General features: G+C 45.4%; 21 protein-coding genes. 5 read left to right on the forward strand and 16 right to left on the reverse strand.

The window, feature by feature from the left end:
* Genes BREVNS_RS00545 through BREVNS_RS00555 form a run of 3 tightly spaced genes read right to left on the reverse strand, consistent with a single transcriptional unit; the run spans window position 1 to window position 1,243 of the window.
* A complete protein-coding gene (locus BREVNS_RS00545; protein ID WP_483427126.1) occupies window positions 1–381 on the reverse strand; it encodes a desulfoferrodoxin in 381 nt (126 codons plus the stop codon).
* Between the two features lie 20 nt (window positions 382–401).
* Window positions 402–809 carry a bacteriohemerythrin gene (locus BREVNS_RS00550; protein WP_483427127.1) on the reverse strand — a complete coding sequence of 136 codons (408 nt, stop codon included), beginning with the start codon at window positions 807–809 and terminating at the stop codon, window positions 402–404.
* A 2-nt stretch (window positions 810–811) separates the two neighbouring features.
* Window positions 812–1,243, reverse strand: a complete 432-nt coding sequence (locus tag BREVNS_RS00555; protein ID WP_483427128.1) for a Fur family transcriptional regulator — start codon at window positions 1,241–1,243, stop codon at window positions 812–814.
* Window positions 1,244–1,462: 219 nt separating this feature from the next.
* On the opposite strand from BREVNS_RS00555, the gene BREVNS_RS00560 reads away from it, so the two are divergent.
* The 4 genes from BREVNS_RS00560 to BREVNS_RS00575 all read left to right on the forward strand — a co-directional run bounded on the left by BREVNS_RS00560 (window position 1,463) and on the right by BREVNS_RS00575 (window position 7,765).
* Window positions 1,463–2,125 (forward strand): hypothetical protein, encoded by a 663-nt coding sequence (locus BREVNS_RS00560; RefSeq protein ID WP_483427129.1) that lies wholly within the window; start codon window positions 1,463–1,465, stop codon window positions 2,123–2,125.
* A 1,009-nt stretch (window positions 2,126–3,134) separates the two neighbouring features.
* Window positions 3,135–5,192, forward strand: a complete 2,058-nt coding sequence (locus BREVNS_RS00565) for a glycoside hydrolase family 36 protein (RefSeq protein WP_483427130.1) — start codon at window positions 3,135–3,137, stop codon at window positions 5,190–5,192.
* Window positions 5,193–5,197: 5 nt separating this feature from the next.
* On the forward strand, window positions 5,198–6,520 hold the full coding sequence (locus BREVNS_RS00570; RefSeq protein ID WP_483427131.1) for a glycoside hydrolase family 1 protein: 1,323 nt from the start codon (window positions 5,198–5,200) through the stop codon (window positions 6,518–6,520).
* A gap of 63 nt (window positions 6,521–6,583) precedes the next feature.
* Window positions 6,584–7,765 (forward strand): diguanylate cyclase, encoded by a 1,182-nt coding sequence (locus tag BREVNS_RS00575; protein WP_483427132.1) that lies wholly within the window; start codon window positions 6,584–6,586, stop codon window positions 7,763–7,765.
* Here BREVNS_RS00575 and BREVNS_RS00580 read toward each other — a convergent pair.
* The 11 genes from BREVNS_RS00580 to BREVNS_RS00630 all read right to left on the reverse strand — a co-directional run bounded on the left by BREVNS_RS00580 (window position 7,750) and on the right by BREVNS_RS00630 (window position 19,323).
* Entirely contained in the window at window positions 7,750–8,223 is a 474-nt protein-coding gene (locus BREVNS_RS00580) for a GNAT family N-acetyltransferase (RefSeq protein WP_483427133.1), read from the reverse strand. The genes BREVNS_RS00575 and BREVNS_RS00580 overlap by 16 nt on opposite strands.
* Window positions 8,220–9,023: a purine-nucleoside phosphorylase gene (locus BREVNS_RS00585; protein ID WP_483427134.1), complete on the reverse strand. Its 804-nt coding sequence runs from the start codon at window positions 9,021–9,023 to the stop codon at window positions 8,220–8,222. Before BREVNS_RS00585 ends, BREVNS_RS00580 begins: the two co-directional genes overlap by 4 nt.
* Window positions 9,004–9,615 carry an aminotransferase class IV gene (locus BREVNS_RS00590; protein ID WP_483427135.1) on the reverse strand — a complete coding sequence of 204 codons (612 nt, stop codon included), beginning with the start codon at window positions 9,613–9,615 and terminating at the stop codon, window positions 9,004–9,006. Before BREVNS_RS00590 ends, BREVNS_RS00585 begins: the two co-directional genes overlap by 20 nt.
* Entirely contained in the window at window positions 9,599–10,564 is a 966-nt protein-coding gene (locus BREVNS_RS00595) for an aminodeoxychorismate synthase component I (protein ID WP_483427136.1), read from the reverse strand. The genes BREVNS_RS00590 and BREVNS_RS00595 overlap by 17 nt, the downstream gene beginning before the upstream one ends.
* On the reverse strand, window positions 10,561–11,844 hold the full coding sequence (locus BREVNS_RS00600; RefSeq protein WP_483427137.1) for a M48 family metallopeptidase: 1,284 nt from the start codon (window positions 11,842–11,844) through the stop codon (window positions 10,561–10,563). The genes BREVNS_RS00595 and BREVNS_RS00600 overlap by 4 nt, the downstream gene beginning before the upstream one ends.
* On the reverse strand, window positions 11,841–12,713 hold the full coding sequence (locus BREVNS_RS00605; protein ID WP_483427138.1) for an RluA family pseudouridine synthase: 873 nt from the start codon (window positions 12,711–12,713) through the stop codon (window positions 11,841–11,843). Before BREVNS_RS00605 ends, BREVNS_RS00600 begins: the two co-directional genes overlap by 4 nt.
* Window positions 12,713–13,630 (reverse strand): serine O-acetyltransferase EpsC, encoded by a 918-nt coding sequence (epsC, locus tag BREVNS_RS00610; RefSeq protein ID WP_483427139.1) that lies wholly within the window; start codon window positions 13,628–13,630, stop codon window positions 12,713–12,715. Before epsC ends, BREVNS_RS00605 begins: the two co-directional genes overlap by 1 nt.
* 81 nt (window positions 13,631–13,711) lie before the next feature.
* The gene (locus BREVNS_RS00615; RefSeq protein WP_483427140.1) at window positions 13,712–15,592 is read right to left on the reverse strand and encodes an HD-GYP domain-containing protein; all 1,881 of its coding nucleotides are present in this window, start codon (window positions 15,590–15,592) and stop codon (window positions 13,712–13,714) included.
* 479 nt (window positions 15,593–16,071) lie between these two features.
* Complete coding sequence (locus tag BREVNS_RS00620; protein ID WP_483426076.1) at window positions 16,072–17,304, reverse strand: hypothetical protein; 1,233 nt, start codon at window positions 17,302–17,304, stop codon at window positions 16,072–16,074.
* Window positions 17,305–17,701: 397 nt separating this feature from the next.
* The gene (locus BREVNS_RS00625) at window positions 17,702–18,067 is read right to left on the reverse strand and encodes an arsenate reductase family protein (RefSeq protein WP_483427141.1); all 366 of its coding nucleotides are present in this window, start codon (window positions 18,065–18,067) and stop codon (window positions 17,702–17,704) included.
* A gap of 8 nt (window positions 18,068–18,075) precedes the next feature.
* Complete coding sequence (locus BREVNS_RS00630; RefSeq protein ID WP_483427142.1) at window positions 18,076–19,323, reverse strand: EAL and HDOD domain-containing protein; 1,248 nt, start codon at window positions 19,321–19,323, stop codon at window positions 18,076–18,078.
* A 200-nt stretch (window positions 19,324–19,523) separates the two neighbouring features.
* Between BREVNS_RS00630 and BREVNS_RS00635 the strand changes: the two genes are divergently transcribed.
* Entirely contained in the window at window positions 19,524–20,519 is a 996-nt protein-coding gene (locus tag BREVNS_RS00635) for a polysaccharide deacetylase family protein (RefSeq protein ID WP_483427143.1), read from the forward strand.
* Window positions 20,520–20,562: 43 nt separating this feature from the next.
* Here the strand turns inward: BREVNS_RS00635 and BREVNS_RS00640 are convergent, their stop codons facing one another.
* Window positions 20,563–21,669 carry a glycosyltransferase family 4 protein gene (locus tag BREVNS_RS00640; protein WP_483427144.1) on the reverse strand — a complete coding sequence of 369 codons (1,107 nt, stop codon included), beginning with the start codon at window positions 21,667–21,669 and terminating at the stop codon, window positions 20,563–20,565.
* An 8-nt stretch (window positions 21,670–21,677) separates the two neighbouring features.
* The gene (locus tag BREVNS_RS00645) at window positions 21,678–24,131 is read right to left on the reverse strand and encodes an adenosylcobalamin-dependent ribonucleoside-diphosphate reductase (RefSeq protein WP_483427145.1); all 2,454 of its coding nucleotides are present in this window, start codon (window positions 24,129–24,131) and stop codon (window positions 21,678–21,680) included.
* Window positions 24,132–24,389: the final 258 nt, after the last annotated feature.

Raw genomic sequence — 24,389 nt, forward strand, 5'->3', positions numbered from 1 at the left:
CTACCTTCCTGCCTTCCACAGGCCATGGAGATTACAGTATTCTTTGGCTGTTACAGAGGTTGCCTGAACAGCAAAGAAGGCTTCAGGTTTGTCGCCTGGCTTGAGATACTGCGTGTATTCCCTGCCATCAGCCACAAGGGTTATCCACATGATATAGTGCTTTTCTTCCATGGGATGTTCCACACTGCCAACCTTGACAAGATACCCTCCATTCTGGGCTTCAATCACCGGTACATGCTTTTCCTTGGAAGCATCCACCGTGTTTTCCACCTGAAGTTCCATGGGCTTCCCACAACAAACAAGGGTGCCACCTCCCGCAAAGCGCACCTCGACAATATTGCCACACACCGAACACTTGTAAATCTGTCCTCTCTGGACCATATCATCCTCCTTTTTGGTTTTTATCGAATGCCCTTTTGATTAAAAAAGGGCTTGTACGCCATATCACTCTGAAGAATATGCTTTGCCAACCACTCCTTGAGAAAATTCATGGTATCAAGAGAGAGAAAGATATCCCCCGCTTGAAACTTCTGATAGAGAGTAGAGACCTCCTGCACCAGTTTTTCGTGTTCTGCCCGATGGGTCACAAAGCCTGGATAAGCATACTCTCTCATGAGCCTTTCTTCTGCCTCAAAATGATACTTGGTATACTCCATGAGTTCCTTCAGAATATCACCTACCACCTCTTTGGCCTTCCCTGCTTTCATCGCATCGAAAAGCTTGTTCACTAAGGCCACCAGTTTCTGATGGTGGTTGTCAAACTCTGCCACCCCCACACTCATACTTTCATCCCATGAGATAAACGGCATACCTACCTCCCTCTTTTATCTTGGTTTTTTTTCCCACTTTGACCGGCCGGAAACATCACCTTCGTCATACAACGTTCACACACCCCGTAGAGAGTGAGTTGAAAAGCCTCAACCTCACCAGGGATATTCATCCCTTTGGCAAAACTCCCCTCTTTGATCTCACAATCATACACTTCTCCACATTTCCGGCACACAAAATGGGCATGATGGTGAACAAAGCCATCATAACGCTTTTCTCCCTGTCCCACATCAAGGGCAAGAATCTTCCCCTGACTTTCTAAGATATGAAGATTACGATAAACGGTGGCAAGGGTCGCTGAAGGATAGATTTTCTTCACCTCCTCCCACACCTTATCCGCCGGGGGATGAGTCCTTGTCCCCTTGAGCGTTTCAAGGATCGCCTCTCGTATTCGACTCTTCTTGTATCCTGTCACCTTTTCCTCCCTACCGCAGTGTAATGGAAAACAACTTTTCGTGCAAATTTTTTCCACACAAAATCACTAATATTTATTATAATCATTATTATTTTTATTGTCAAATTTTTTCATTGCTTTCACCAAAAAAGAAGTCCTCCCTCTTTTGTAAAGCGACAAAAAATCCCTCTGTGGCAAAAAAAACTCTTTTGTGTTATACTAATAGCCACAGGAGTCTTTATGAAACATTTTGTCATTGTCCTCTTGAGCCTCTTTTTTTCTTGTCTTTTGTTTTCCAATCCATTTCCCGGCATGGAAATAGAAAATGAAACCTCTCTTTATGTAGAAACCCAAGAATACGCCCCTTTTCGGGAAAAGAACCATTTTCGGTCTTTCCGATGGGGGGAAAACCGGGCGACCATCCTTCAAAAAGAAGAGGCTAAATTTTTTACCAATGTCCTGCAGGAAGAGAGATTTCTCATCACCCTCTTTCGTCAGGAAGGGAAAAAATGGCTCTCGTTTCTTCGTCAGGAGATTTTTATCGGGTATGTGTTTGAAAACAACAAACTTCTCTTGGGATACTACCTCGTTCCACTCACTTCGCTGGCCGACGCCACCAACACCTATGAAAAAATGAAAAATTACTTTTTCCGTCAATATACAGACAAAGCCTCCTACTCTCTTGGGCTTATCAATCCCCCGTATGGAGATCTTGAAGGTGTCCTTGCCTTTGTCCGATGGAAAACCACCAATACGGTGATTGAGTTGACCTTGGAAAGGGAAAAGGTTATTCTCGATCCTGCTACCAGAAAAGAGATGACCATCCCCTTTGTTATTGTCATGAGTTATACCGATATCAAGCAGGAAGAACGTCTTTTGAAGGCCACAGAAAACCATCCGTAACCATCCCCACATCCTTCAAAAAGTGTGTCTTTTCTCTCTCTTTTATTGCTATTTTCTTCCCTTCCCTGTACGATAACCTTACTGAGACCTTCGCACATTCGTGCAAAGGTCTCACATCGAAGGCTCTAAAGCCACCAAAAGTTCTTCCTCAGGCAACAACACTTTTGTCGTTCCACATTCATACAGAACGGTTATCTTCACACAAAAACTAAATACTTGTTCAACCATCTTTCCTCTTTCAATTTTGGGCTACTTTTGTTACCTATCTTCCTTCTTCCACGAAGCGCTCCCGCGCGGGGCAAAAGGGATTTTGTCCTCGTCGCATGCTACGCATGCGCCTCGGACGGACAATGGCCCGCTTTTGCGGGCAAAGAAAAACTTCTTCCTTTTCCAGGGGAAGTCCTTCCTCCGTGGGCGACATCAACTCGTCCTCCTGACTTCGGAAGCATAGCGCCCACCTCGCTTCGCCGATTCCCCGCTCAGACGGGGTCCCCGCGGCTACGCTTCGGTGGGCTTGTGAGGAAAAGCAACAAAAGATGTCGCCCCGGGTGCCTCCTGCACCCTCACTCCGGAAGGACTTTCCCCACTCCACGACAAAGGGTACATACCCGCAAAAGCGGCCCGGTGAAGTTACAGAAAAAAAGGGGTAAAAGAACAAGGCCTTCTGTTACCAGCCCGCGGGGCTTCTTTTTCAGGAGAGGCTTTTTGGATATGGCACCGCGGCAGGGGCGAGGGCTATGACTTTGTTTCAGCAAAGAACAATGGTTTAGCTGAAACAGGGTAATAGCTCTATCTTGCCGTAATGCTTTCAAGCTCAACTTTTTTCAATAGGAACCAGAACAGAAAGCTTTTGTGTTGTTTCCCTGTTCATAAGAAATGTGGAAATAACTATTCAGTTTCATATGTGGAACGACACTCAGGCAACAACATTTTCCTCTTTCTTCTTCCAGAATATTGACAAAAACATCCATCGGATATACAATAACATATCCCCCGCAAGGAGTTTTGCATGCTCTGGAAACACACCACGCTTGTGTACCGCCACGAAAATACCCTCTATACTCTCCGTGGTCATCTTCCTCTACGCAATGACCATCTCTCCCTTGAAGAAGACGAAAACACCCTCCGCGTGGTAACTCATGTCCCCATCACCCTTGTCTCTTTTGAGACCTCTCTTCCCTGGACCTACCAGAAAAAAGATCGTCTTTTTGTTCATGGATTTCAAAGCTGGTCTGATAGCAGAGAATTTACCCGGCAAGAGAAAATCCCCGGTCTTCCTCCCCATCTTCGGTTTGCGTATGCCATGTATCATCTTGAATTCTATGGGGATTATCATTTTTACCGCTACAACCGAAAACGGGGGAGACTCCATAGCCATGGCTGGACCCTCTCCGGCCAAAATACTTCCTGGCATCTGGTAGGCTCTCTTGATGAAGCGTCTGCCTTTACTATCTTTGAACACCATCCCGAAGGGGATTATCTTCGTATTATCCGGGATGTCGAAGGGTGGCACCTCCCCCCAGGAGAAACCTCTCTTCTCTCTCTTTTTTTCACCAGTGGTACCCTCCTCGAAGCCCAGAGACGCTATTTGATGGCTCAAGGGCTCTCTCTTCTTCAGACTCCAAAAACAAGTGGCTGGACAAGCTGGTACCATTATTATACCAATATCTCTGAAGAAATTGTCCTCTCCAATCTTCGATCTTTCAAAGAAAACCATCTCCCTATCGATATTTTTCAAATAGATGATGGCTATCAGACGGCCGTTGGGGACTGGCTCTCCATCAAACCCTCTTTTCCTCGGGGCATGAAAGCCTTAGCCGATGAGATTCACGCTTCTGGTTACAAAGCCGGTCTCTGGCTTGCCCCCTTCATCTGTGAAAGCAAATCAAGCCTCTTTCATAATCATCCTGACTGGGTGCTTCGTTATCCAGATGGTTCACCGGTGATTGCTGGCTATAGCGAAAACTGGAATGGGGATTTCTATGCCCTCAATCTCCAGCATCCCAACGTACGTGCCTATCTTGAAGAAGTCTTCCACACGGTTTTGAATGAATGGGGCTTTGATATGGTAAAACTCGACTTTCTCTACGCTGCCAGCATCTATCCGCATAGTGGCAGGACAAGGGGTGCCCATATGAGTGAAGCCATGTCCTGGCTTCGCTGCCTTGTGGGAGAAAAGGCTATCCTGGGTTGTGGGGTTCCCATCAGCAGTGCTTTGGGCAAGGTGGACTATTGCCGAATCGGGTGTGATGTAGGGCTTGATTGGGAAGATATCAGACCGGCAAGGATTCACTTCAGGGAACGTATCTCCACCATCAAAGCCATCACCACCACCATAGGTCGATATCCCCTTCATCGACTCGGTTTTCTCAACGACCCTGATGTTTTCATCCTGAGAGAAAACAATCAGCGCCTCTCTTTTGAACAGCGCTATACCCTTTACCTTGTCAATCAACTCTTTGGGGGTCTTCTCTTTACCTCAGATAACATTGGAGAATACTCTTTAGATATCCTTCATCTCTACAAAAAGCAGTTTCCCCTCGCTGAACCAGAGATACTTTCCTTGACCCATCACCACGAAACCTACCGTTTCCGTCCCCGAAGTGCCTCTCTTCAAGCCATAGGACCTGTCAGGGTGTACGAAAGCCATTATACAGGATGGATCAAACTTCCCTTCTGTCAGGCTTTTCTTGTGCTCAATCTCGGTCATAAACCCCTTCGGCAAAACCTCCCCGATGGTCTCTTCTTTGATCCTCTCACAAAAACATACCATAGAAAACACTATTCTCTTCCTCCTTATGGAAGTCGGCTTCTTCTTGCCATTACTCCACAAGAAAACTGGGCATACGGCGGCAGTACAGAACACCTCTTTCCAGGATCAGGCTTTTCTTCCCTTGAGATCTCGCAGGAGAAACTCTTCTACCGTCTCCATCCCCAAACCGTCCAGAGAGAGAATCTCTTTCTCGTAAGCCTTCAGAACAACCCCCTCTGGTTCAACGGTCAGCCTCTTCCTGTACAAAGGCATCCCTTTGGCTTTTTCTATACCCATATTACCCTTGAGGAGTAGTACCTATGGAAAGTATTTTTTTCCCCTCGGATTTTTTATTCGGGACAGCCACAGCCGCCCTTCAAATAGAAGGAGGAGATACCAACAACAACTGGTACAGGTGGGCAGAGCAAGGCCATATCAAAGACAACTCCTCTCCCCTTCGTGCCAATGACCACTGGAAACGCTTCAAAGAGGATATAGAACTCCTTGCCGAACTTGGGGTGCAAACCCATCGTATGGGACTTGAATGGAGCCGTATTGAACCAGAACCAGGGAGATTCTCACAGGAAGGCATTGATCATTACGCAGAAGAAATCTCCCTACTCAAAAAATATAACATCCGCCCTCTGGTCACGCTCTATCACTTCTCGCATCCCCTCTGGTTTGAGGACAAAGGGGGGTGGGAAAATGAGGAAAGTCCAAGTGATTTCCTCCGGTATGTCAGGTTTGTCGTCGAAAAACTGAAACCCCTGGTAAGCGACTGGGTCACCATCAATGAACCCAATGTTTTGCTCTCCTATGGCTATGTGCTTGGCACATGGCCCCCGGGAAAGCAGGACAGTCAGGCAATGATCCAGACTGCGAAAAATCTTGTCCTTGCTCACCTCAAGGGATATATGGCGATTCACGAACTCTATCAAGGCGAAAAAGAAACCCCGCTGGTAGGGGTGGCTCACCATCTCAGGATTTTTAGTCCGCTCCATCTCCTTTCTCCTTTAGACCATTTTGCCGCGGCTCTCAATGACTTCGTCTTTCAGGGTATCTTTTTAGAGGGTATGGGAAGAGGTCGTTTTCTCCCGCCCCTTGGCTCAGGATACCCTCTGGGCAGGGGGAGATTTCAAGATTTTCTTGGGATAAACTACTACTCACGGGACAAGATCCAGTTTACCTGGAATCCACAAGAACTCTTTGCCAAACGCCTTGTGGCCAAAAATGCTCCCACCAACAACCTTGGCTGGGAGATCTACCCAAAGGGTATTTCTCTTCTTGCCAGAAGACTCTGGAAAACCTACCGTCTTCCTATTTTTATCACTGAAAACGGGACCTGTGATAGAGAAGACGTTTTTCGTCCTCAATTCATCTATGACCATCTGAAAGAAGTAGCCTCTCTCATCGCCTCTGGTATTCCTATCCAGCGCTACTATCACTGGACATTTATTGACAACTTCGAGTGGATAGAAGGAGAGTCAGCTCCCTTCGGACTCTTCGCCAACGATTACCAGACCCAAAAAAGAACATGGCGAAAATCCGCTGAGTTTTACCAGGAAATTTGCAAAAAGAAAGCCATCACAGAAAAGATGATACAAAAATACCTGAATACCGAAGCCTACAAACCCCTTTCCTAAGCCTAACGTGTATTATGCCGATAAAAAATAAAAAGACAATAGAAGAGACATCAGGGGGTGCCTATGGATGAAAAATCTCAGGTCTTGCTTGAACGTATTTTAGCCTTTTTGGAGGAAGAAGAGAAGATCAATCTCCCCTACTTCCTTGCCAGGGTAAAGGAACTCCAGAAGGATCCTGGCAAAAAGGAAAGCTTTTTTTCTTCTCTTCTTGCCCTTTTCATTCACTACAACTTTGCCGAGGATGAAGCCTTTGCTCACTGGGTACGGATTATTGAACATGCGGAATTCCTTTCTCACAAGCTTCAGCGTCCAGTGGGCATTCGACTCCCTATTGTGGACTATTTTATCAATTACAACAGACTGATTTCCCATCCGATGGTCATTGAATTCCACCTTTTCAAACAAACCGAAGAAATGGCCATGGTGGATAGCCTCACAGGGGCCTTCAACAGGCGCTATATGGAAATGAGTCTTCAAAAAGAACTCAACCGAAGCCTGAGGTACAACAAGAAATTTTCAATCCTTATTTTAGATTTAGATGACTTCAAGCGTATCAACGACACAAAAGGGCATCTCTTCGGGGATGAGGTGCTGAGGCGATTTACCGAGTTTGTCAAGGGCCACATCCGTTTAGAAGACGTCTTCTGTCGCTATGGTGGAGAGGAGTTCCTTATCCTTCTGCCGGAGACTGATGGTGAAAGGGCGTTGTACTTTGCTAACCGTCTCACCCGTCGTCTCCATGATCACTCCTTCTTTGCTGAACATGATATCCATTTCAGTGGGGGAATTGCCACATTCCCTGACATGGGAGGAACCATCCCTGATCTTCTCGCTCAGGCTGACAGGGCCCTCTACCAGGCCAAATACGAAGGCAAAGACCGTGTCATTGTCGCCCCAAAGGACAGAAGAAAACATCTTCGCCACCCAAGACAGTGGGAGGTATGGCTTTCCTACAGACAGGAGGGAGAAACCATCAACGAACATACCTTCACAGAAAATGTTTCCCTCGGGGGACTTCGTATCACCTCCCGCCATGTTCTTGCCCTCGAAATGCCCATCCACATCCAGATACGAAAATCCCATACCCACAAAGATCCTATTCCTCTTGAAGGTACTCTGGTATGGGGAAGAAAAATCGAAGAACACGAATACGCTTACGGCATTGCCTTCAACGAACTCAAAGAAAAAGATATCAGCGAACTTTCCATCGACCTGCCAAAGAGCCAGCTTTACAGCGATTTGTAGAGACGAAGATCAAGCCGCATCCTATAACCATCTTCATCCCCGTAATACCCTTCAAGCCTCTCCTTGACAGTAAATCCCAAACGAGTATAAAGGGCATAAGCCCTTTCATATGAGACCCGTACCTCTAAATGACAAAAAGCATAAAACGAAGCAAACTCCTTAAGCCGATAGCGAAGATACTCCTCGGCAATACTCTTCCCTCGATAGGAAGGCAAAAGAGCAAGGGAATATAGTCTGATTACCCTGCTTCCCCGCCTCTTCATCCAGCACGCCCATCCGGCCACTTCTTCTCCCCTCAAAAGAATCTCAGACAAAACAGAACCGCGGAGATTGGAAAGAAGAGAGCGAATCTGGCGTCTCCCAAAGGCTTCGCCGGGAGAAAAACTCGATTTCTCTATCTCTACGACAATATCCAGATCATCAATCGTTGCCTGTCGAAACCAAACCTCTGTTTTCATTCCTTTCCCCAGAGACGCACCACGGACAAAAGACATCCCTTGAGACGTTGCTCAGCCTGAGAAGCTACCCGAAGTACAGCCTGATGATCAGGCTTATGATCCCCTAAACCAGCCGCACGATTGGTCACCACGGAAAGAGCACATACCCTCAACCCGAGATAACGACTCATAATGGTTTCCTGAACGGTGGACATACCCACAAGCGTCGCCCCTTCACGAGACAAAGCCCGAATTTCTGCAGGACTCTCATACTGTGGACCAAGAACTCCCGCATACACCCCCACAGGAATACCCTCCTTCTGAAGAAACTCCCAGGTAGCTCTATCATACGCCTCTATCATTGACACAAAACGCTCGGGATACGGACAACCAACCAGAGGTGACGTACCCTGATGATTGATATGATCCGTTATCGCCACAAGAGACCCCACCTCATACTCTCCGATACCTCCTGCGGCATTGGTGATGATCACATTTTTCACCCCCAACCTTGCCCAGAGAGCAAGGCCGTACACCACCTCAAGAGCACTATACCCCTCATAGAGATGAACCCGCCCTAAGGAAAATACCACCGGTACCCCTTCTACAAGCCGTATCTCATACCGCCCAGGATGACCCACCACTCCGCTTTTTGGATGATGGAGAATCTCCTCAAACCCAATGGTCTGAAGAAGCTCCCAGTCTTCCATCACACGAGATAATCCTGAACCAAGTATCACCATAATCCCCGGTTTTTGCTTCATCTCAGGCATACTCTGGAGAGAGAGTGACAAACAATGTTCAAAGGTTTTCCAGTCCATGAAGAACCTCCACTTTTTCTATAGGGAGAACAAGTTCACCCACATCTATCATCGCATTGATAAACCCAATATGGGAAAAAGAGAGAAGATCTCCCACCATGATTGGAGCCTCCTCAATGATTCCCTTATCAAGACAAAAACGCCTCTTCACCCCATTCAAAAGGTATGTGATTGGTGTTATCCATTTTTTCCCATCAAAAAAAATCACATTGCTGAAAAGACTATCGGTAATACATCCCTCACAGGAAAATACCACCATCTCCCCATCTTTGAGCATGCCGGCCACAGACTCCAGTTCTTTCCTATCGGTAGCCTTGTAGGGATACTCTATCTTTGCCTCTACAATTTTCACCCGATCAATACGCCGCATGGTGTACGATTCGTAGCAGATATCATAAGCCCTTTCCCCATACCTCACCCGACACTTAGTCCTCCCCTCTACCTTTGGCACAGGTACCAGAATATCACGAAGAACGAAAGGTTTTACCCCGGGATAAAAATGGGCAAATACTTCCCTTACCCTTTGCTGATGATAGTCAAGCAAACGAAACCCATCCTTTTCTAAACGAATACTCTCAAAAAACGGGAACATAGACCTTCTCTAAAAGCTCCTGATATTCCTGATAAGGATCACTATAAATCATTATCCCTCCACCGGATTTATAGAAGACACCCTGAGACGTCTCCTCTATATAACGAATCATCACCGCGCTTGTAAGCCGTTTCCCGTCAAAAAGCCCAAAAACCCCCGTATACCACCCTCTTTCATACCCCTCCACCTCCTCAATAATGGCTAGTGCTCGTGGCTTGGGAACACCTGTGACAGAGCCTGCTGGAAGCAAAGCCTCAAAAACCTCCGCAATCCCTATCCCTTTTTTCAGTTTCCCCTCGATATGAGAACTCGTTTGAAAGAGTTCCCCCCTTCCACGACTGACCCTCTCCCAGTAGCGATATCGCTTCACCTCCACGGATGAACACACCTGACCAAGATCATTCCGGAGAAGATCCACCACAGCCACATGTTCCGCCTGTTCCTTCGGATCCTGGTAGAGAAGACGGAGATTTTCCTCCCTCTCTGCCCCCTTTGTTCCCTTCATAGGAAAGGTGGAAATCGTCTCATTTTCTATGATCACAAAGGTTTCAGGGGAAAAAACCACACACTCATTCCGAAGGGCAAACACATAAGGGGCTTCCACCACACAGGCAACCGTCCAAAGATCACAGGAGAGTTCTATTTCCGTAGGAAAAGTAAGATTCAAAAGATAATTCTCCCCTGCCCGCTGATGGTCCTGTACCCTCTGGAAAGCCTTATGGTACCTCTCCCAGCTCACTGGCCTTTTCACCCTCCAGGAGAAAGAGAAGGACTTTTTTTCTCTATTGGTATATCCCCCTATCTGGTACAAAACCCTTTCCTGTGGCACCTCAGAAAGCCTCCACGCGAAAGCCCTCTCTCCCCGATAGTCCACCACAAAAAGAAAAGGCTCACCTTTGCTATACCACTGGTTTATATCCTGTCGAACCCTTGCTGGTAGTCGAATCATCCCTTCAGTTTTCCCTCCTCCCGGGAAAGAAAATCAAGCCTGTCCAAAAGCGGAGGATGACTGTATGTCATGGCCACAACCAAAGGATGGACATGAAAGGTAGAAAGATTTTCTCTGTACAGCTTGATAAGCGCCGACTGAAGTGGCTTAGCCCTTCCCATAACCCGAACTGCATAGGCATCCGCTTCCCTTTCCCGTTTACGAGAGAAATAAGCTGCTATTGGCTGGGTAAAGATAGCCACCCCAGAAATAAAAATACCCAAAAAGAAAAGCTCCGAGAAAAATCCATAAGAAGAAAGGGCTATTTCCTTCCCCACACCAAAGGCAAGCGAGAAAAGCCGAAGCTGAAGCAGATGAAAACTGATATACACAGCAACCAGGGAAAAAACAAAGGCAAATATCAGTTGTTTAAGAATATGATGCCTCTTCCAGTGCCCGAGTTCATGAGAAAGAATAGCCAGAATCTCCTCCATAGAAAAATTCTCAAGCAGGGTATCAAACACCACAATCCGTTTCACCCTTCCAATACCCGTAAAATAAGCATTGGAATGTTTTGTTCGACGAGAAGCGTCCATCTTGAGAACAGCTTTGACACTCACCCCCTGCTTTTCTGCCCACTCCCTGATAGGATCCCCATATTCATTTTCCAGCGGCTCATACTTATTGAAAAGGGGCTCAATCACATATGGGGCAATATACATCACAAATAGATCAAAAAGCGAATACACCACCCACACAACAAACCACCACCACTGGGGTAAACCCTGAATCAAAGAAAGCACAATCCACAAAAGCGGAAGTTCTAAAACCACAGAAAGAAGAAGCCCTTTGATCTGATCGGAAAGCCAGATACCAAATGTCATGGTAGTAAATCCATATTTTGCCTCAAGCACAAACGTCTCATAAAGATCCCATGGAATTTCAATAACCATGAAAAAAAGCGTGGAAAGCCAGGTGAGGACAATACCTGTCCATACAAAGGACAAATGCCACCCTACTACCATTTGATACAACCAGAGAAACCCTCCACCAAACACCCACCACAAAAGCACAGCAAAATCAAACACACCCTGCCAGGTACCATAACGCATATGAGCAAGCATGTACGACTCAGATTTTTCCATATCCTCCGGAGAAAAATACTCTCTCACGAGAGGAGGGATTTCCCCTTTATGCTTTTTGAGATAACGATAATTCAAATACCTGAGAAACTGCTTCCAGAAAAACCGGACTACCGTTAACACTAACGTCAACACAAAAAGCCATCGATATTCTGTCATTGACTATTCTCCTTTTCCTGTATGTTTTCAAACCACATCTCTGTTTCCCATGCCACCTCCTCCAGAAGATGATGCCGCTTCATAAAGGCTTTCATCTCGGCAGGAAGGGGGGCCACTACCCGAAAATCCCCCCCTGATGGCAATTTTCCTCTCACCTCATAGGCATGAAGGTACTGCTGGGAGGTCTGACGAAGTTCCCGTTTTTCCAGTTTCTTCGGCCCATAGAGCCTATCGCCTACGAGCGGAAAACCAATCTTGGCCATCTGAAGACGAATCTGATGTTTTCGTCCCGTATGAAGCCTCACCCCAACAAGCGTATAATGATCCGCACAGGCAAGCCTCACCACATCCATCATCGCCAACTTATGATCAAGATAATCCCGAAGCCGTTTCTGCCGAAAAGGAATCTCCCCCTGACAGATAGCAAGATAGTACTTTTCCACGACTTCATCCCAATGTTTTCTATAAAACTCATACACCTCATCACTCCGACCAAAAAGCACCACTCCAGACGTGTCCTTGTCTATACGATGAAGAGGACGAATCCCCCTCTCATGGTAAAAACGCTTTAGCTGATCCTCAAGAGAATTCTTGGCCTCTGTAACTACCATCCCTGCTGGCTTATTTACCGCAATAATCTCCTCATTTTCAAAAAGAATCAAAGAAGGACCAAAGGCAACGGCTGGTTCCTCCATTACCTCAACCCTATCCCCCCGTCTCAGTTCATGCGTCGCAATCCATACCACCTGCTTATTGACAAAAACCCGTTTTGCATCAATGAGAGCCTTGGCCCTTTTTTTGGAGATGCCAAGTTCTTCAGCCAAAAAATCACGAAGTACCACTGGATAAAGACATTCAAAGCGTTTCATCAAATCCCTGCCCCATGATCAAAGGTCACATCCATAGGTCTTGTCTGGAGAATCTTCTGTCCCGGTGGTACATCCTCTGTCACCCAGACATTTCCCCCTATCACAGCCCCCCGTCCAATCGTGATCCGTCCCAGTACAGTTGCTCCAGAATAGATAATCACGTCGTCCTCTACAATCGGATGGCGTGGAATACCCTTGATGGGATTTCCATGCTCATCCTTGGGAAAACTCTTGGCTCCTAAAGTCACCCCCTGATAGAGCCGCACATTATTGCCAATAATACAGGTCTCTCCTATCACCGTACCCGTCCCATGATCTATAAAAAAATACTCCCCAATCGTTGCCCCGGGATGAATATCAATCCCTGTCTTGGAATGAGCCATTTCAGAGATAATTCTTGGAATAAGTGGCACCCCTAAGGAAAGAAGCTCATGAGCTACCCTGTGGTGAAAAAGAGCCAAGATACTGGGATAACAGAAAATAGTTTCTCCTTTATTCTTGGCTGCAGGATCCCCCGCATAAGCCGCCTCAACATCGGTGGCTAAAAGCCTTCGTATCTCTGGAAGCCTCTCCAAAAACTGCTTCACAATAGCCACTGCCTTTCGTTCACAATCAGGACAGGTCTTTTCTTCGGTAGTGCAATCAAAACAAAATCCCCGTTTTACCTGTTCCACAAGACGCCGATAAATTTCCGAGACGGCAGACCCGATGAAAAAGGGCATGGTCACCGAATTCATCTCCGAAGGACCAAAATATCCAGGAAAAATCACACTCCTCAAAAGCACCAGTATCTCTTCGAGTTCAGACACAGAAGGCATAGGAACATCACGATACGCATAGTGATACAACTGAGAATACGATCCCTCATCACAGAGCTTTTCCACAATCCTCTGGAGAAAAGACTTATCAGAAAACATCCTTGCCTCCTTGCCTATTAGTATAGGCAAAAAGAGCAAAAAAAGCAAAAAGAAACCATAGCCTCAGGATACGTGAGCCTTCTACCTTGACTCTTTCAGATGAGAGAAGTTATCAAAAACCATGGGGACTTTATATTTTTCGTGGGGATACTCATACGAAGAAATCTCCATCATCATGTCCGTCCGCTCATATACATGGTAGGAAAGACTCTTGAGCTGACTCTGAAGAAGTTGCCTATCATACTGGGGAGCAAGAAAAACAAACTGAAGATAACTTTTCCTTGCCACCAGGAGAGGATAGTGAAGATCCTTCTTGATCATATCCGTGACCGTGTGAATGATCTTTTTCTTCGCTGAGGAAGGAAGCATGTGAACACTCTCCGGTAACTTCATAGAACCAAAAACAAACGGCACATTATTGTTCACAAGAGATTCCACCTCTTCATGAAGGTACTCAAAGAGATAGAGCCCATTGAGAAGATTGAGCCGAAACATCATGGTACGGAAGTCCTCAAGCCGACTTTCCTTGATCATGGTTTCCCGTTCATAAATCACATCAAGATAACGAATAGCAAGAGAGACTATCTCAGCATCCCATTGCTTTCCCGCTCCCTCCCTGAGAATCTCCTCCACCTGATCAAGGCTTAACGCCTTCCGATAAGGCCTATCCGATGTCATAGCATCAAAAGCATCGGCCACCGCAAGCACCCGTGCCCCTAAGGGGATATCCCTTCCCTTCAAACCATAGGGATACCCACTTCCATCCATGTACTCATGGTGGAAACGAACCCAGGGAACAATATCCTGAAGATTTTCCACCTTGGCCACAATATTGGCCGAAAAATCTGGATGAAGCTGCATGATGTTATACTCCATATCGTTGAGAGGAAGAGGCTTCAAAAGAATGGCATCCGGTATCCCCACCTTGCCAATATCATGAAGAAGAGCGGCAATACTCAGTTTCTCAATCTCATAGTCGTCCCAGTGAAGATGGCGGGCAAGTTCAACCGCATACGTCGCCACCCGCATTGAATGACCTGTTGTATAACTATCCCGGGTTTCTGTCGCATTCACCAACGAGGTCACAATATCAAGATTCATCTTTTTGAGCCTTTCACTACTTTCCACAATATAGAGGTAATACTCATTTTTCTCCAAAATGAACGCAAACTCATTGGCAAAGTTTTCAAGCACATCAGTCATAAAATAAAGAACCGGTTTTGGTTCATCAAAAGCAAGGCTGATAAACCCCCGAATCGCCTTGTTCTTGATAAGCGGTACACTCACCACCATGGATAACGGAGAAACCACCTTAGAAAGATCCGAAGCCAAATTCCCTAAGTCTTCCATGGGATTCTCTGTGATCTGAAGCCGCATTTCCCGAATGAGCCGCCGATAAAAAGGAATCGTATCAATATATATCTCATGATGTTCACCAAGATAATTCGAATTCAGCCCATAGGAAGCATAGTGCCCCCACCTTCCACGAGTAAAAAGCCTCATCACAGCCGCTCTTGCTCCCAAAAGTTCCGCAAACTTCTGAAGGATACGCTGCGCCGAGATCTTGGCCGAGGATTCGTTGATGATATTCTTGGAAACCATATCAAGAATTTTGAGAGCTTCAGCCGCCAAGGTATCCCGCTGCTTTACCAACGAATGAATCTGCCGAAGGGGTTCAGAAAGCTCTGTCCAGACAAGAAAAAGCCCCTCTTTATCCACTACCTTTTGAATCAGAAGAGGAATGGTGTAGGTGCCAACAAAGCGAGTAGGAACGGTGAGTTGAAACTCCCATTTCCCCTGACACTCCTGTAAAGAAGAGGTCCGGAGTTTTCTTATCCCTTCCCCAATGGTTCTTCGAAGGCTCTCCAGTACATCAGCGCCTTCCATGGAACGCAAGACCTCGCCGAGAGGATGCTGATATTTGAGCTCCTCTCCCCACCATATTGCGAGTAGATCCTTCATTCTTTCCCCTTTTTGCGTATGTTTGTCCAGGCCACAAACTACCGGCAAAAACTATACCAGAAGTATAGTCCTTCTTGACTTCCATAAGTATCGATATTTTCTCAGTTAAACTTGAGTGAAAAAGATATTTTTGAGATTTTGCACATGCTATGCAAAATGCATTCCAAAAAGAAACAATTTGCACTGTGCAAAAGATATTTTTTTGATATCGAATAAATTTGATAGATATAGTATAAGAGAAAAAAAAGAAAAAAGCAAATTCTAAGAAAGATTTTTCTTGTGTTAACAACAAATTTTTGATTACGTTTCCAACAGGAGACCTGAAAGAGAGAGAAAAGGATAAAGAAGTTACCCCTGGCTCAAAAGATTTTTGTCAACTGTAGTATACAGGGAACATTTTAGATAAACAAGTTTTTTCTGGGGAAAGTACCCTTTTTAGGCCATAAAACAGGGCAATAAGTACGTACCATCCCTATGTTTTATATCACATCCTGCCAGTAGACACCATCGATAGCCTCATCACGATTATAGTAGTAATGCAAACGCACAGCAAGAACATTGGTTGCCCCTTCTCTTTTCCATACCCCTACATCCATTCTCTGGTTTATGGTTCGCATCACCCGTTCTGCCCTTGAGGTTGTTCCTGGCAAACCATCTTCACTGTCACAGGCGAACATGTCTTTTTGAGCACGAAGAAGATAATAAAAACAATGTTTGCGCCCTTTTTCGTGAAATAAGTCAAGAAGATTCTGAATATGCTGTCTGCGCTCGCTTTGATAACCAAGTCTTGTTTGCCAGTCATTTTTGTACCCCAAGAAACAGGCTTTCCCTGTTTCAGCGACAATATTTGTCCACTCAGAAGAACGATATCTCACTCTATCAAGACGAAGAAAATACTTCAATTGATAACTTACATGCCACAAACATCGTTGAAAAACGATACCGGGATGTTTGCCCTGGTTAATCCCTGTATCTCCATCGACAACAAGAAAAAACCGAGAAAAAGAGTGTTTTTCTTGAATGGGCTTAAGAAGTTTGTCCCAACCTGCATGGTAATTATCCACAAGAAGGCCTGCTATTCTTGTATTTTTTCCTGTCAATGGGGAGGCTTGTTGCCTCTCCTGCAAAAGAATTTTAGCTTCTTCTCCTTTTTTCTTGCCCTGAACAGGAATACCCGTCCCATCGGCTTCTCCACAGGGTTTTTCTTTTTCTGAGATACTGAAATGTATCTTTCTCCCAATATTTTGAAGGTTTTTCCAGAGGGTGCTAAGACCTATTTTATACCCTGTGAAGGAAAGAATACGAGCGGCCACTCGATAGGTGGTAAGAGCCCCGGCTAAAGCCACTCTGTAGATATCTTTCAGGATTTGCCTTTTTCGCTTTTCTACACCAAGAAGAGATCTTGTGAGAAAAAGTTTTCTTCCACACTTTTTGCATTGAATTTGGAGCTGAGGAAGAGTGATCTTTCCAAAGGGCATCAGAACAAAAACAGTGTTTTTTCCATGCTTTGTTTTCCATATGAAGTGATGTTTTTCTCCGCATGTACAGGTGATACGACCTTCTTTTATTTCTTTTTCTGCCACTTCTACAGAAATCTGATGAACAAATGACTCAAACACTCCTTTGATGGCCTGGAGAAAAACCACCACTAACGTCTCAAGTTTTGTGTCAGGGTAGTCGATAGTCAAAGTGAAGGTGAATTCTTTACGCATGGGTTCCTCCTTGTGTCCTATTATCGGCCAGGGAGGAACTTTTTTTTGCTTTTCCTCATCTTCCCACTGCAGGTCTCCTGAAAAAAACGTTACCAAATTTTTTTCAAAAACTCATTGAGGTAGTCGTTTACTCTGATCTTCAGATTTCAAACAAAGTAAAACCTTTGCACAAATGTGCGAAGGTCTCAAAAAAGTAATAAAAAACAAAAATTAGTATAAAAATATTTCTTTCCGTAATCAATTATTCTACTTTTTTGAATAAAAAAGACAAATAAGCCCTTGTAAACAGAAAAACGGTGAAGAGGGGCGTAGTCCCTGACCCAGAAAGGGTAAGAAAGCACCCGTGCAGGGGTCTCAAAGTATATTTCCTGCCAAACTAAGTTGTTTCACAAGAATATCAAGGCCTTTTTTCGTGCTCGGAGGAGGTCAACCATTCTTTCCAGATTTCAGGGGTATAGCCTACACTCACCCTTTTTCCCCATCGTACCACTGGCATACGGACAAGAGTAGGGTTCTGCAAAACCTCCTCAAACCAGTCCACCACTAAATACTGCATCTGTCTTTTCTGATACACAGGGCTTGTGGGATCTATGAGCTTCTCCCACGAAACCACCTCAGATATCGCCTTGAGTTCTCCTGGACTGAAACTCTTTTCCTTCAGATCAACAAAGTGATAAGAGATGCCTCGCTCCTTAAAAAAGCGTTCAGCTTTCTGGGTATCAAAACTCTTTTTGACACCGAAAATCTGGATCTGTGGTGGCATACGCTCCTCTACATCCCCTTGAAAAGCTGGGCCCACGTAAAACTCTCAATAGCCGCCTTATTTAGCGTGTCTAACGTGAGTTTGATCTCGTCTAAAAGGGCCTTTATTTCTTCGATATCATTGGCTTCATTCGTTTCCACAAGAAATAAAAGTTTCCCCAAAAGATTGGTTTTGCCTATGATGGCTTCATAGATTTCACTGGAGATACCCAATTCCTGCAAAATTTTCTCCGCCGGTTCATGAAAAAGGGCACTCACAAGCGAAAGAAGTCCCGTCAAGAAAGCCGCATCCATAAGTTCTGGATTGTTGCCTCGAAGATACCGAATAAGGGTCTCCATCATTTTCGCTCGCTGAAGGGCTAATTCAAAAAGAGGATTGGCCATTTCATTATCAGACTGATACACATAGGCAAGAAGCATAAGCCAATTAAAGAGCTTTTTGTAGCCAAGAAGGGCTATGGCCTGGCGTATCGAATTCACCCGACTCCTTGTCCCAAAAGCAGAAGAATTGATAAACTTCAAAAGATTCACCGTAATATCCGGATAGCGTTTGAAGGTAGCCTCAAGTTCTTCTATCTTGGCATCCTTTTCAATGAGATGCAAAAGTTCCATGATGGCTGTCCGCTTGGGATCGACACGTTCTCCCTGAATAATGGTAGGCCTGGAGAAAAAATACCCCTGAAAAAGGTCAAACTGCATCTCATCCCGATAGAAATGGAACTCCTCAACATTTTCCACCTTTTCCGCCAAAAACTTGGCATTGGTGTACTTGCGAAGAAAATTGATCTTTGCTCTTATCTGGGACTCTATATTCTCCCGCACATCAATCTTTACCACATCAATATACGGAAAGAGAGGACTGAAGGTCTTTAGGTACCCCTGATCATTGAGAATCACATCATCCAGGGCAAAACGAAAACCCTTCTTGTGGAGATTCTCTACTGTTTCTACTAAGCTTTTGTCCACCCGACATGTCTCAAGAATCTCAAGGACAAAGGTCTTGGGATTAAGGGTTTCGTAGAGATGGTTCTCAAAAAACTGATTTTCTACATTGATATAACCTGTATAGTTGGCCAAAAGATTGTCAATCCCTATCTGATTCAGAATAGTCACAATAACAGAAGACGTGGCATAGAGATCATTTCGCCCAGAAACATTTTCCTCTCCACTTGAGCGAAAGAGAAGCTCATAGGCTTTAATTTCCGACTGGCGGTTGAGAATTGGCTGTCGGCCGATATAAAACTGCGAACTCTCCATACCTTTCCTTCTTCTTTTCCTTGTATATTGTATCATTTCTTCAAGAATATGTCAAGCGAAAAACAAAAGTGTCCTTAACCGGTTATCGAAGAGAGTTTTCCCAAAACCCTTAACTCTTTCCCCCTTTGTTGTCGATATTATCTGGGATGAAAAAAAATAACCTTTCGGCCTTTTTTCTCGCTCTTGGAGGAGCTCTTTTTGTGTCACTTGCCGCTTATCTCTTTTGGCAACCCGAAAGAGAAATCGCTATAGATATTGAAGGGCATTATGAAAATCCCTTTGATGTTCTTTCCTTTGAAGACATTCTTCAGCGGCTTCCTGGTTCCATCCCTATCCTCCAGTATCACATGATCATGACTCCTCATAATGCTTCTTTGTTGTCCCCTCTCATGGCCAAACGTCCTCTTCTCAGGCGTTTTATCCTCACCTCCCAGGAATTCAGAGAGCAGCTTGAGATTTTGTACGAACAGGGCTTTCGTCCTATCTCACTCGATGAATATCTCGCTTTAGGAAGTGGAGAGGTTTCCTCTCTCAAAAGACTTGCCCCCGGTACCAAACCCTTTGTTCTCACCTTTGATGATGCTACATACGGCCAATTCGATCTCATTGACACCAATAGCGATGGCATCGTAGAGATTGACCCTGAGTGTGCTGTTGGCATTCTCCTTGACTTCCATAACACTCATCCAGACTTTGCCCTCAGCGGGGCTTTTTGTATAGATTTTTCCAAGGTTCCCTTTCTCCAGCCCTCCTATGTGGAGAAAAAACTCAATCTTCTCTTGGACTATGGTTTTGAAATAGTCAATCACACCAAAAACCATACCTCTCTTGACAAACTCTTCAGAAAGTCTCCCGAGGCCGTAGCTAAAGAAATTGGAGCCGCTATGGAAAAATTTGAAAGTTATCTCGGCTATAGAGCAAAAAGTATCAACAAGATCGCCTATCCCAACGGTCGTGTCTCAGATCAGGTGAAACAAGCCGTGAAGCAGATATCCTACAAGGGAAAAACCTATCATTTCATTGCCGGGCTGCATGCCTATGGACTCTGGGCACCTCAACCAGCCTCAACACATTTTGATCCCTATGCCATCCCCCGCATTGAAATCAGCGGGAAAAATTTTGAAAAGTTTGTTCTTCTTGCCCCGCGCCTTCTCACCATGCCCCCTCTCACAGAAAAAAAAACACAAGACAAATAGTTTTCCCATCACCCTTTTCTTCTTGAAAAAGAAGGCTTCACCCTCACTCCTTCAAGAGAGAAGTAAACAAAGAGAGATGCGCATTCACGGTTTTTTCCCTGGTAAAATGACGCACCCTCTCAAGCCCTCTCTTCTGATACCTCTCCCTCAACTCCGCATGACAGAAAAGAGCAAACATCTTTTCTGCTATATCCTCAGGTGAATAGGGATTGACATAATACGCTGCATCCTCGCACACCTCCCAGAACACGGGAATATAAGAAACAATTACGGGACACCCACAGGCCATAGCCTCAAGGGGGGGAAGACCAAACCCTTCGTAGAAAGAGGGAAGCACCAACCCCACAGCCCGCTTATACAGAGCGACAAGTTCCCTGTCCCCCACCTGACCGGTGAAAAAAATTTTAGACGAGGCATGACTATGCTGAATTATCTCTTCTAACTCAGGAACTCCCTTATAAAAATGATCCTTGTTTCCAACAATCACCAGGGAAACCTCATGATTTAGCCGACTCACAAGCGAAAAAGCCTTGACAAGTCCAGTGATATTTTTATGTGGCTTGATATTGCCTACATAAAGAAAGAAAGGCTCCTGGATCCCATAGGTGCTGAGAATCTTTTCACTCTCCTCAACAGAAACCTTCTCAGGATCCACATCCACATAGTGGTGAATCGTTTGTATTTTTGCCTTTTGTTTGGCTGACGGATGAAGATAAAACTCTATCTCGTCACGGGTAAAATCCGACACTGTAATCACCGCATCAGAACGCTTGAGCGCCTGACGAAGAAGATAACGGGCGTATGCCTTTTCCAGCCTGTTATAAGGGGCTATATCAGAAAGATGAAACACATCATGAATAGTCACCACCCGCTTTCTGGCCGGAATCTTTCTCACCGGGACATTGAAGTGAGGGCTCCAGAAAAGATCACAGGGAGGAATCTTTTTTTTCAATTCAAGTTGTTCAGCGGGATGGTAAATACGACTCCGAAGAGGTATCACATGTTCACTATAGGCAAGCAGTTCCTGAGGACGCCCCATGAGAATCACCTCTGTAAGAGGTATTTCCCTGAGAAAAGGGAGAATAGACCGGATATAGCGTCCAATCCCGGACATATTGACCATCCGGGCATCTACCACTAACCGCTTCATGCGTACCCCTATCCACACTTCGAATAACCACAGGAGAGACAATTCACACAATCCTCTGTTTTCACAAGGCTCTTCTCTCCGCATTTGGGACATACCATGGCACCGGGTAGCTCTTCTTTCTCTCCATGAGAAGAATTGTCAAGAGGAGTATTTTCCTCAACAGCAGTCGCTGTCTCAAAGAGAAGTCCTTCCTGAGCTTTCACCAGAATCCTCTCCGCATACTCTTTGAGAATCTTTCCAATAGCATCAGGAACACTCTTTATCATCTTTCCATTGTCCCACACCGTACTATCACCGGTAATGCCAATTAACGTATCGGCTAAATCAAGGGGATTTACCCCGTTTTGCAGGGCTATGGAAATCACCCGCCCAAGGGCTTCAGAGAAAGCAGAAACCTCTGAACCATGTTTCGAAATATTGATGAAGATCTCTATTGGCCATCCTCTCTCATCCAATCCTATAGAAGTATAGAGAGTGCCACTTCCTGTCTTGGTTTTGACTATTTCTGCCCGAAGGGTCTTTGGTCGTTTCCAGCGAGAACGACTCTCGACGGGGAGAGGTTTCTGCGTCTGTTTCTTGGTTGTTGTCATAGGCTGAAAAGACTTACACCCATCCCGATAAATGGTTATCCCCTTGAGACCTGACTCCCAGGCTTTGAGGTAAATCTCTTCTATCTCCTTCACAGTTGTGGAAGAAGGTAGATTAATTGTAGAAGAAATGCTATTGGAAATATATCGCTGTAAAGCCGCCTGCATCTTGATACGATCTTCATAGTGGATATCATGCGCCACCACAAAGATCTTCTGAATATCAGGAGAAATACCTTCAAGTCCCTGGCAACTTCCACCGTTTTCAATCACTTTTTCAATAAGAACTGGATCATCACCTATGGCTTCACGAAAAGCCGGATCCACATAGGTGAGCCGACCACCATCAATAAGATTCTTGTGGTAGGCAAGGGCAAACTGTGGCTCAAGGGAATAGGTATAAGAATCAAGGATAAGGCTGATGGTTCCCGTAGGAGCTAAGGTAGTCCAGTTGCTATTCCGTATCCCCTGGGAACGAATAGCTGAGGCTATCTCCTTTTTCTCACCCTCACTATCAAAATAGGACATCACCACCCGAATCAGAGCCTCTTTATTTTCCTCAAAGAGAGGGAAACTCCCCTTTTCACGGGCGAGTTCAATCGACGTTCTGATAGACTGCTGTGTCATCTCTCGGGCTACTGCTGCCGCAAACTGGCGTCCCTCCTCACTGGTGTAAGAAAGTCCAAGGCGGAAAAGTGTCTCGGCAAGCCCGGTGAAGCCAAGCCCAATCGGACGAATCTGGAGGGTATTTGTCCTGAACTCCTCAGTGGGAAACGCCGCTACATCAATCACATTGTCAAGGGCGCGTGTGGCTAACGCGATTGTTTCACGATACTCCTCCCAGTCAAACTCTTTGCCCTTTACAAAACGAAGCAAATTGATAGAGCCAAGATTACAACTGGTGTAGTTATGCAGGCTTTGCTCCCCACAGGGATTGGTGGAAAGAATACGCCCAAAGCTCGGTACCGTGTCATACTCATTAGCCCGATCAATGAACCACACCCCGGGATCCGCCGTTCTCCATGCAGAGAGGGCTATCATACGGAAAAGTTCTTTTGCTTTTACCGTTCGTGTGATCCCATGACCACTATCTAAGGTAAACTCTCTATCTTCTTTCACAGCCTTCATAAAATCATCAGTAATAGCCACACTGATATTCATATTGGAAAGCGGTTCGAATACCTTTCGTCTCACATCCTGAAGAATTCCTTCAAGTATCTCTCCCTCTCCCAATGTATCTTTGAGCGATTCGGCAATACCAGACATCATTTTGTCCACAAAATCGTCCGGCAACTTGATGTTGGGATACATACGTTTCATCTGGGCTACAAAATCCTTGCTGGTGATAAACTCCTCAATATCCGGATGGGAAACATCCATCATGGCCATAAAAGCCGCCCGACGAACCCCTCCACTCTTGACGGTTTCTCCCACCTCATCAAAAAGACGCATAAAACTCACCGGACCACTGGATGTCCCGCCCCTTCCCACACGGGCCCCGCGGGGTCGTAAAACACCAAAGTTGAGCCCCATCCCCGCCCCTGCCTTGAAGGTGATGGCCGTATCCGTCGCCGCCTTCATGATGGACACCATGTCGTCCTGGATACCACCCACAAAACAACTGGAACAAAGGGGAAAATCACTTCCTGCATTGAAAAGCGTTGGCGAAGAGAACATGAATTTCTGTTCCATCATGAGATCAAAAAAGACTTTTTCCATCCTCTTGCGATTCTCTGGCTCTTTTTCAGCCGAAGCCACAAACTTCGCCACTCTATGAAAAAGCTCTTCGGGCTTTCTCTCCAAGAGATTCCCATCCCTATCACGCTTATAATAAAACTTTTCCAAAATAAAATGCGCATTCTCAGAAAACGCCATACAGGACTCCTCAAAAGTAGTGAATATATATGATACAAAAAAGAAGAAAAAAAGTCAAAGAAGAGAACCTCTCCTGAACAAAGGCACCCATTACTTGTGTCGTTCCACATATGAAACTGAATACCTATTTCCACATTTTTTAATGAACAGGGAAATAACACGAGAAAGCTCTGTTCTTTCACCCCCTTTTTTTTCTGTAACCCACCGGGCCGCTTTTGCGGTTGTGTGTCCTTTGCCGTAAGGGGGAAGTCCTTCCGA

It is taken from the genome of Longinema margulisiae (genome assembly GCF_025266855.1).
In the GTDB taxonomy this organism is placed as follows: domain Bacteria; phylum Spirochaetota; class Brevinematia; order Brevinematales; family Thermospiraceae; genus Thermospira.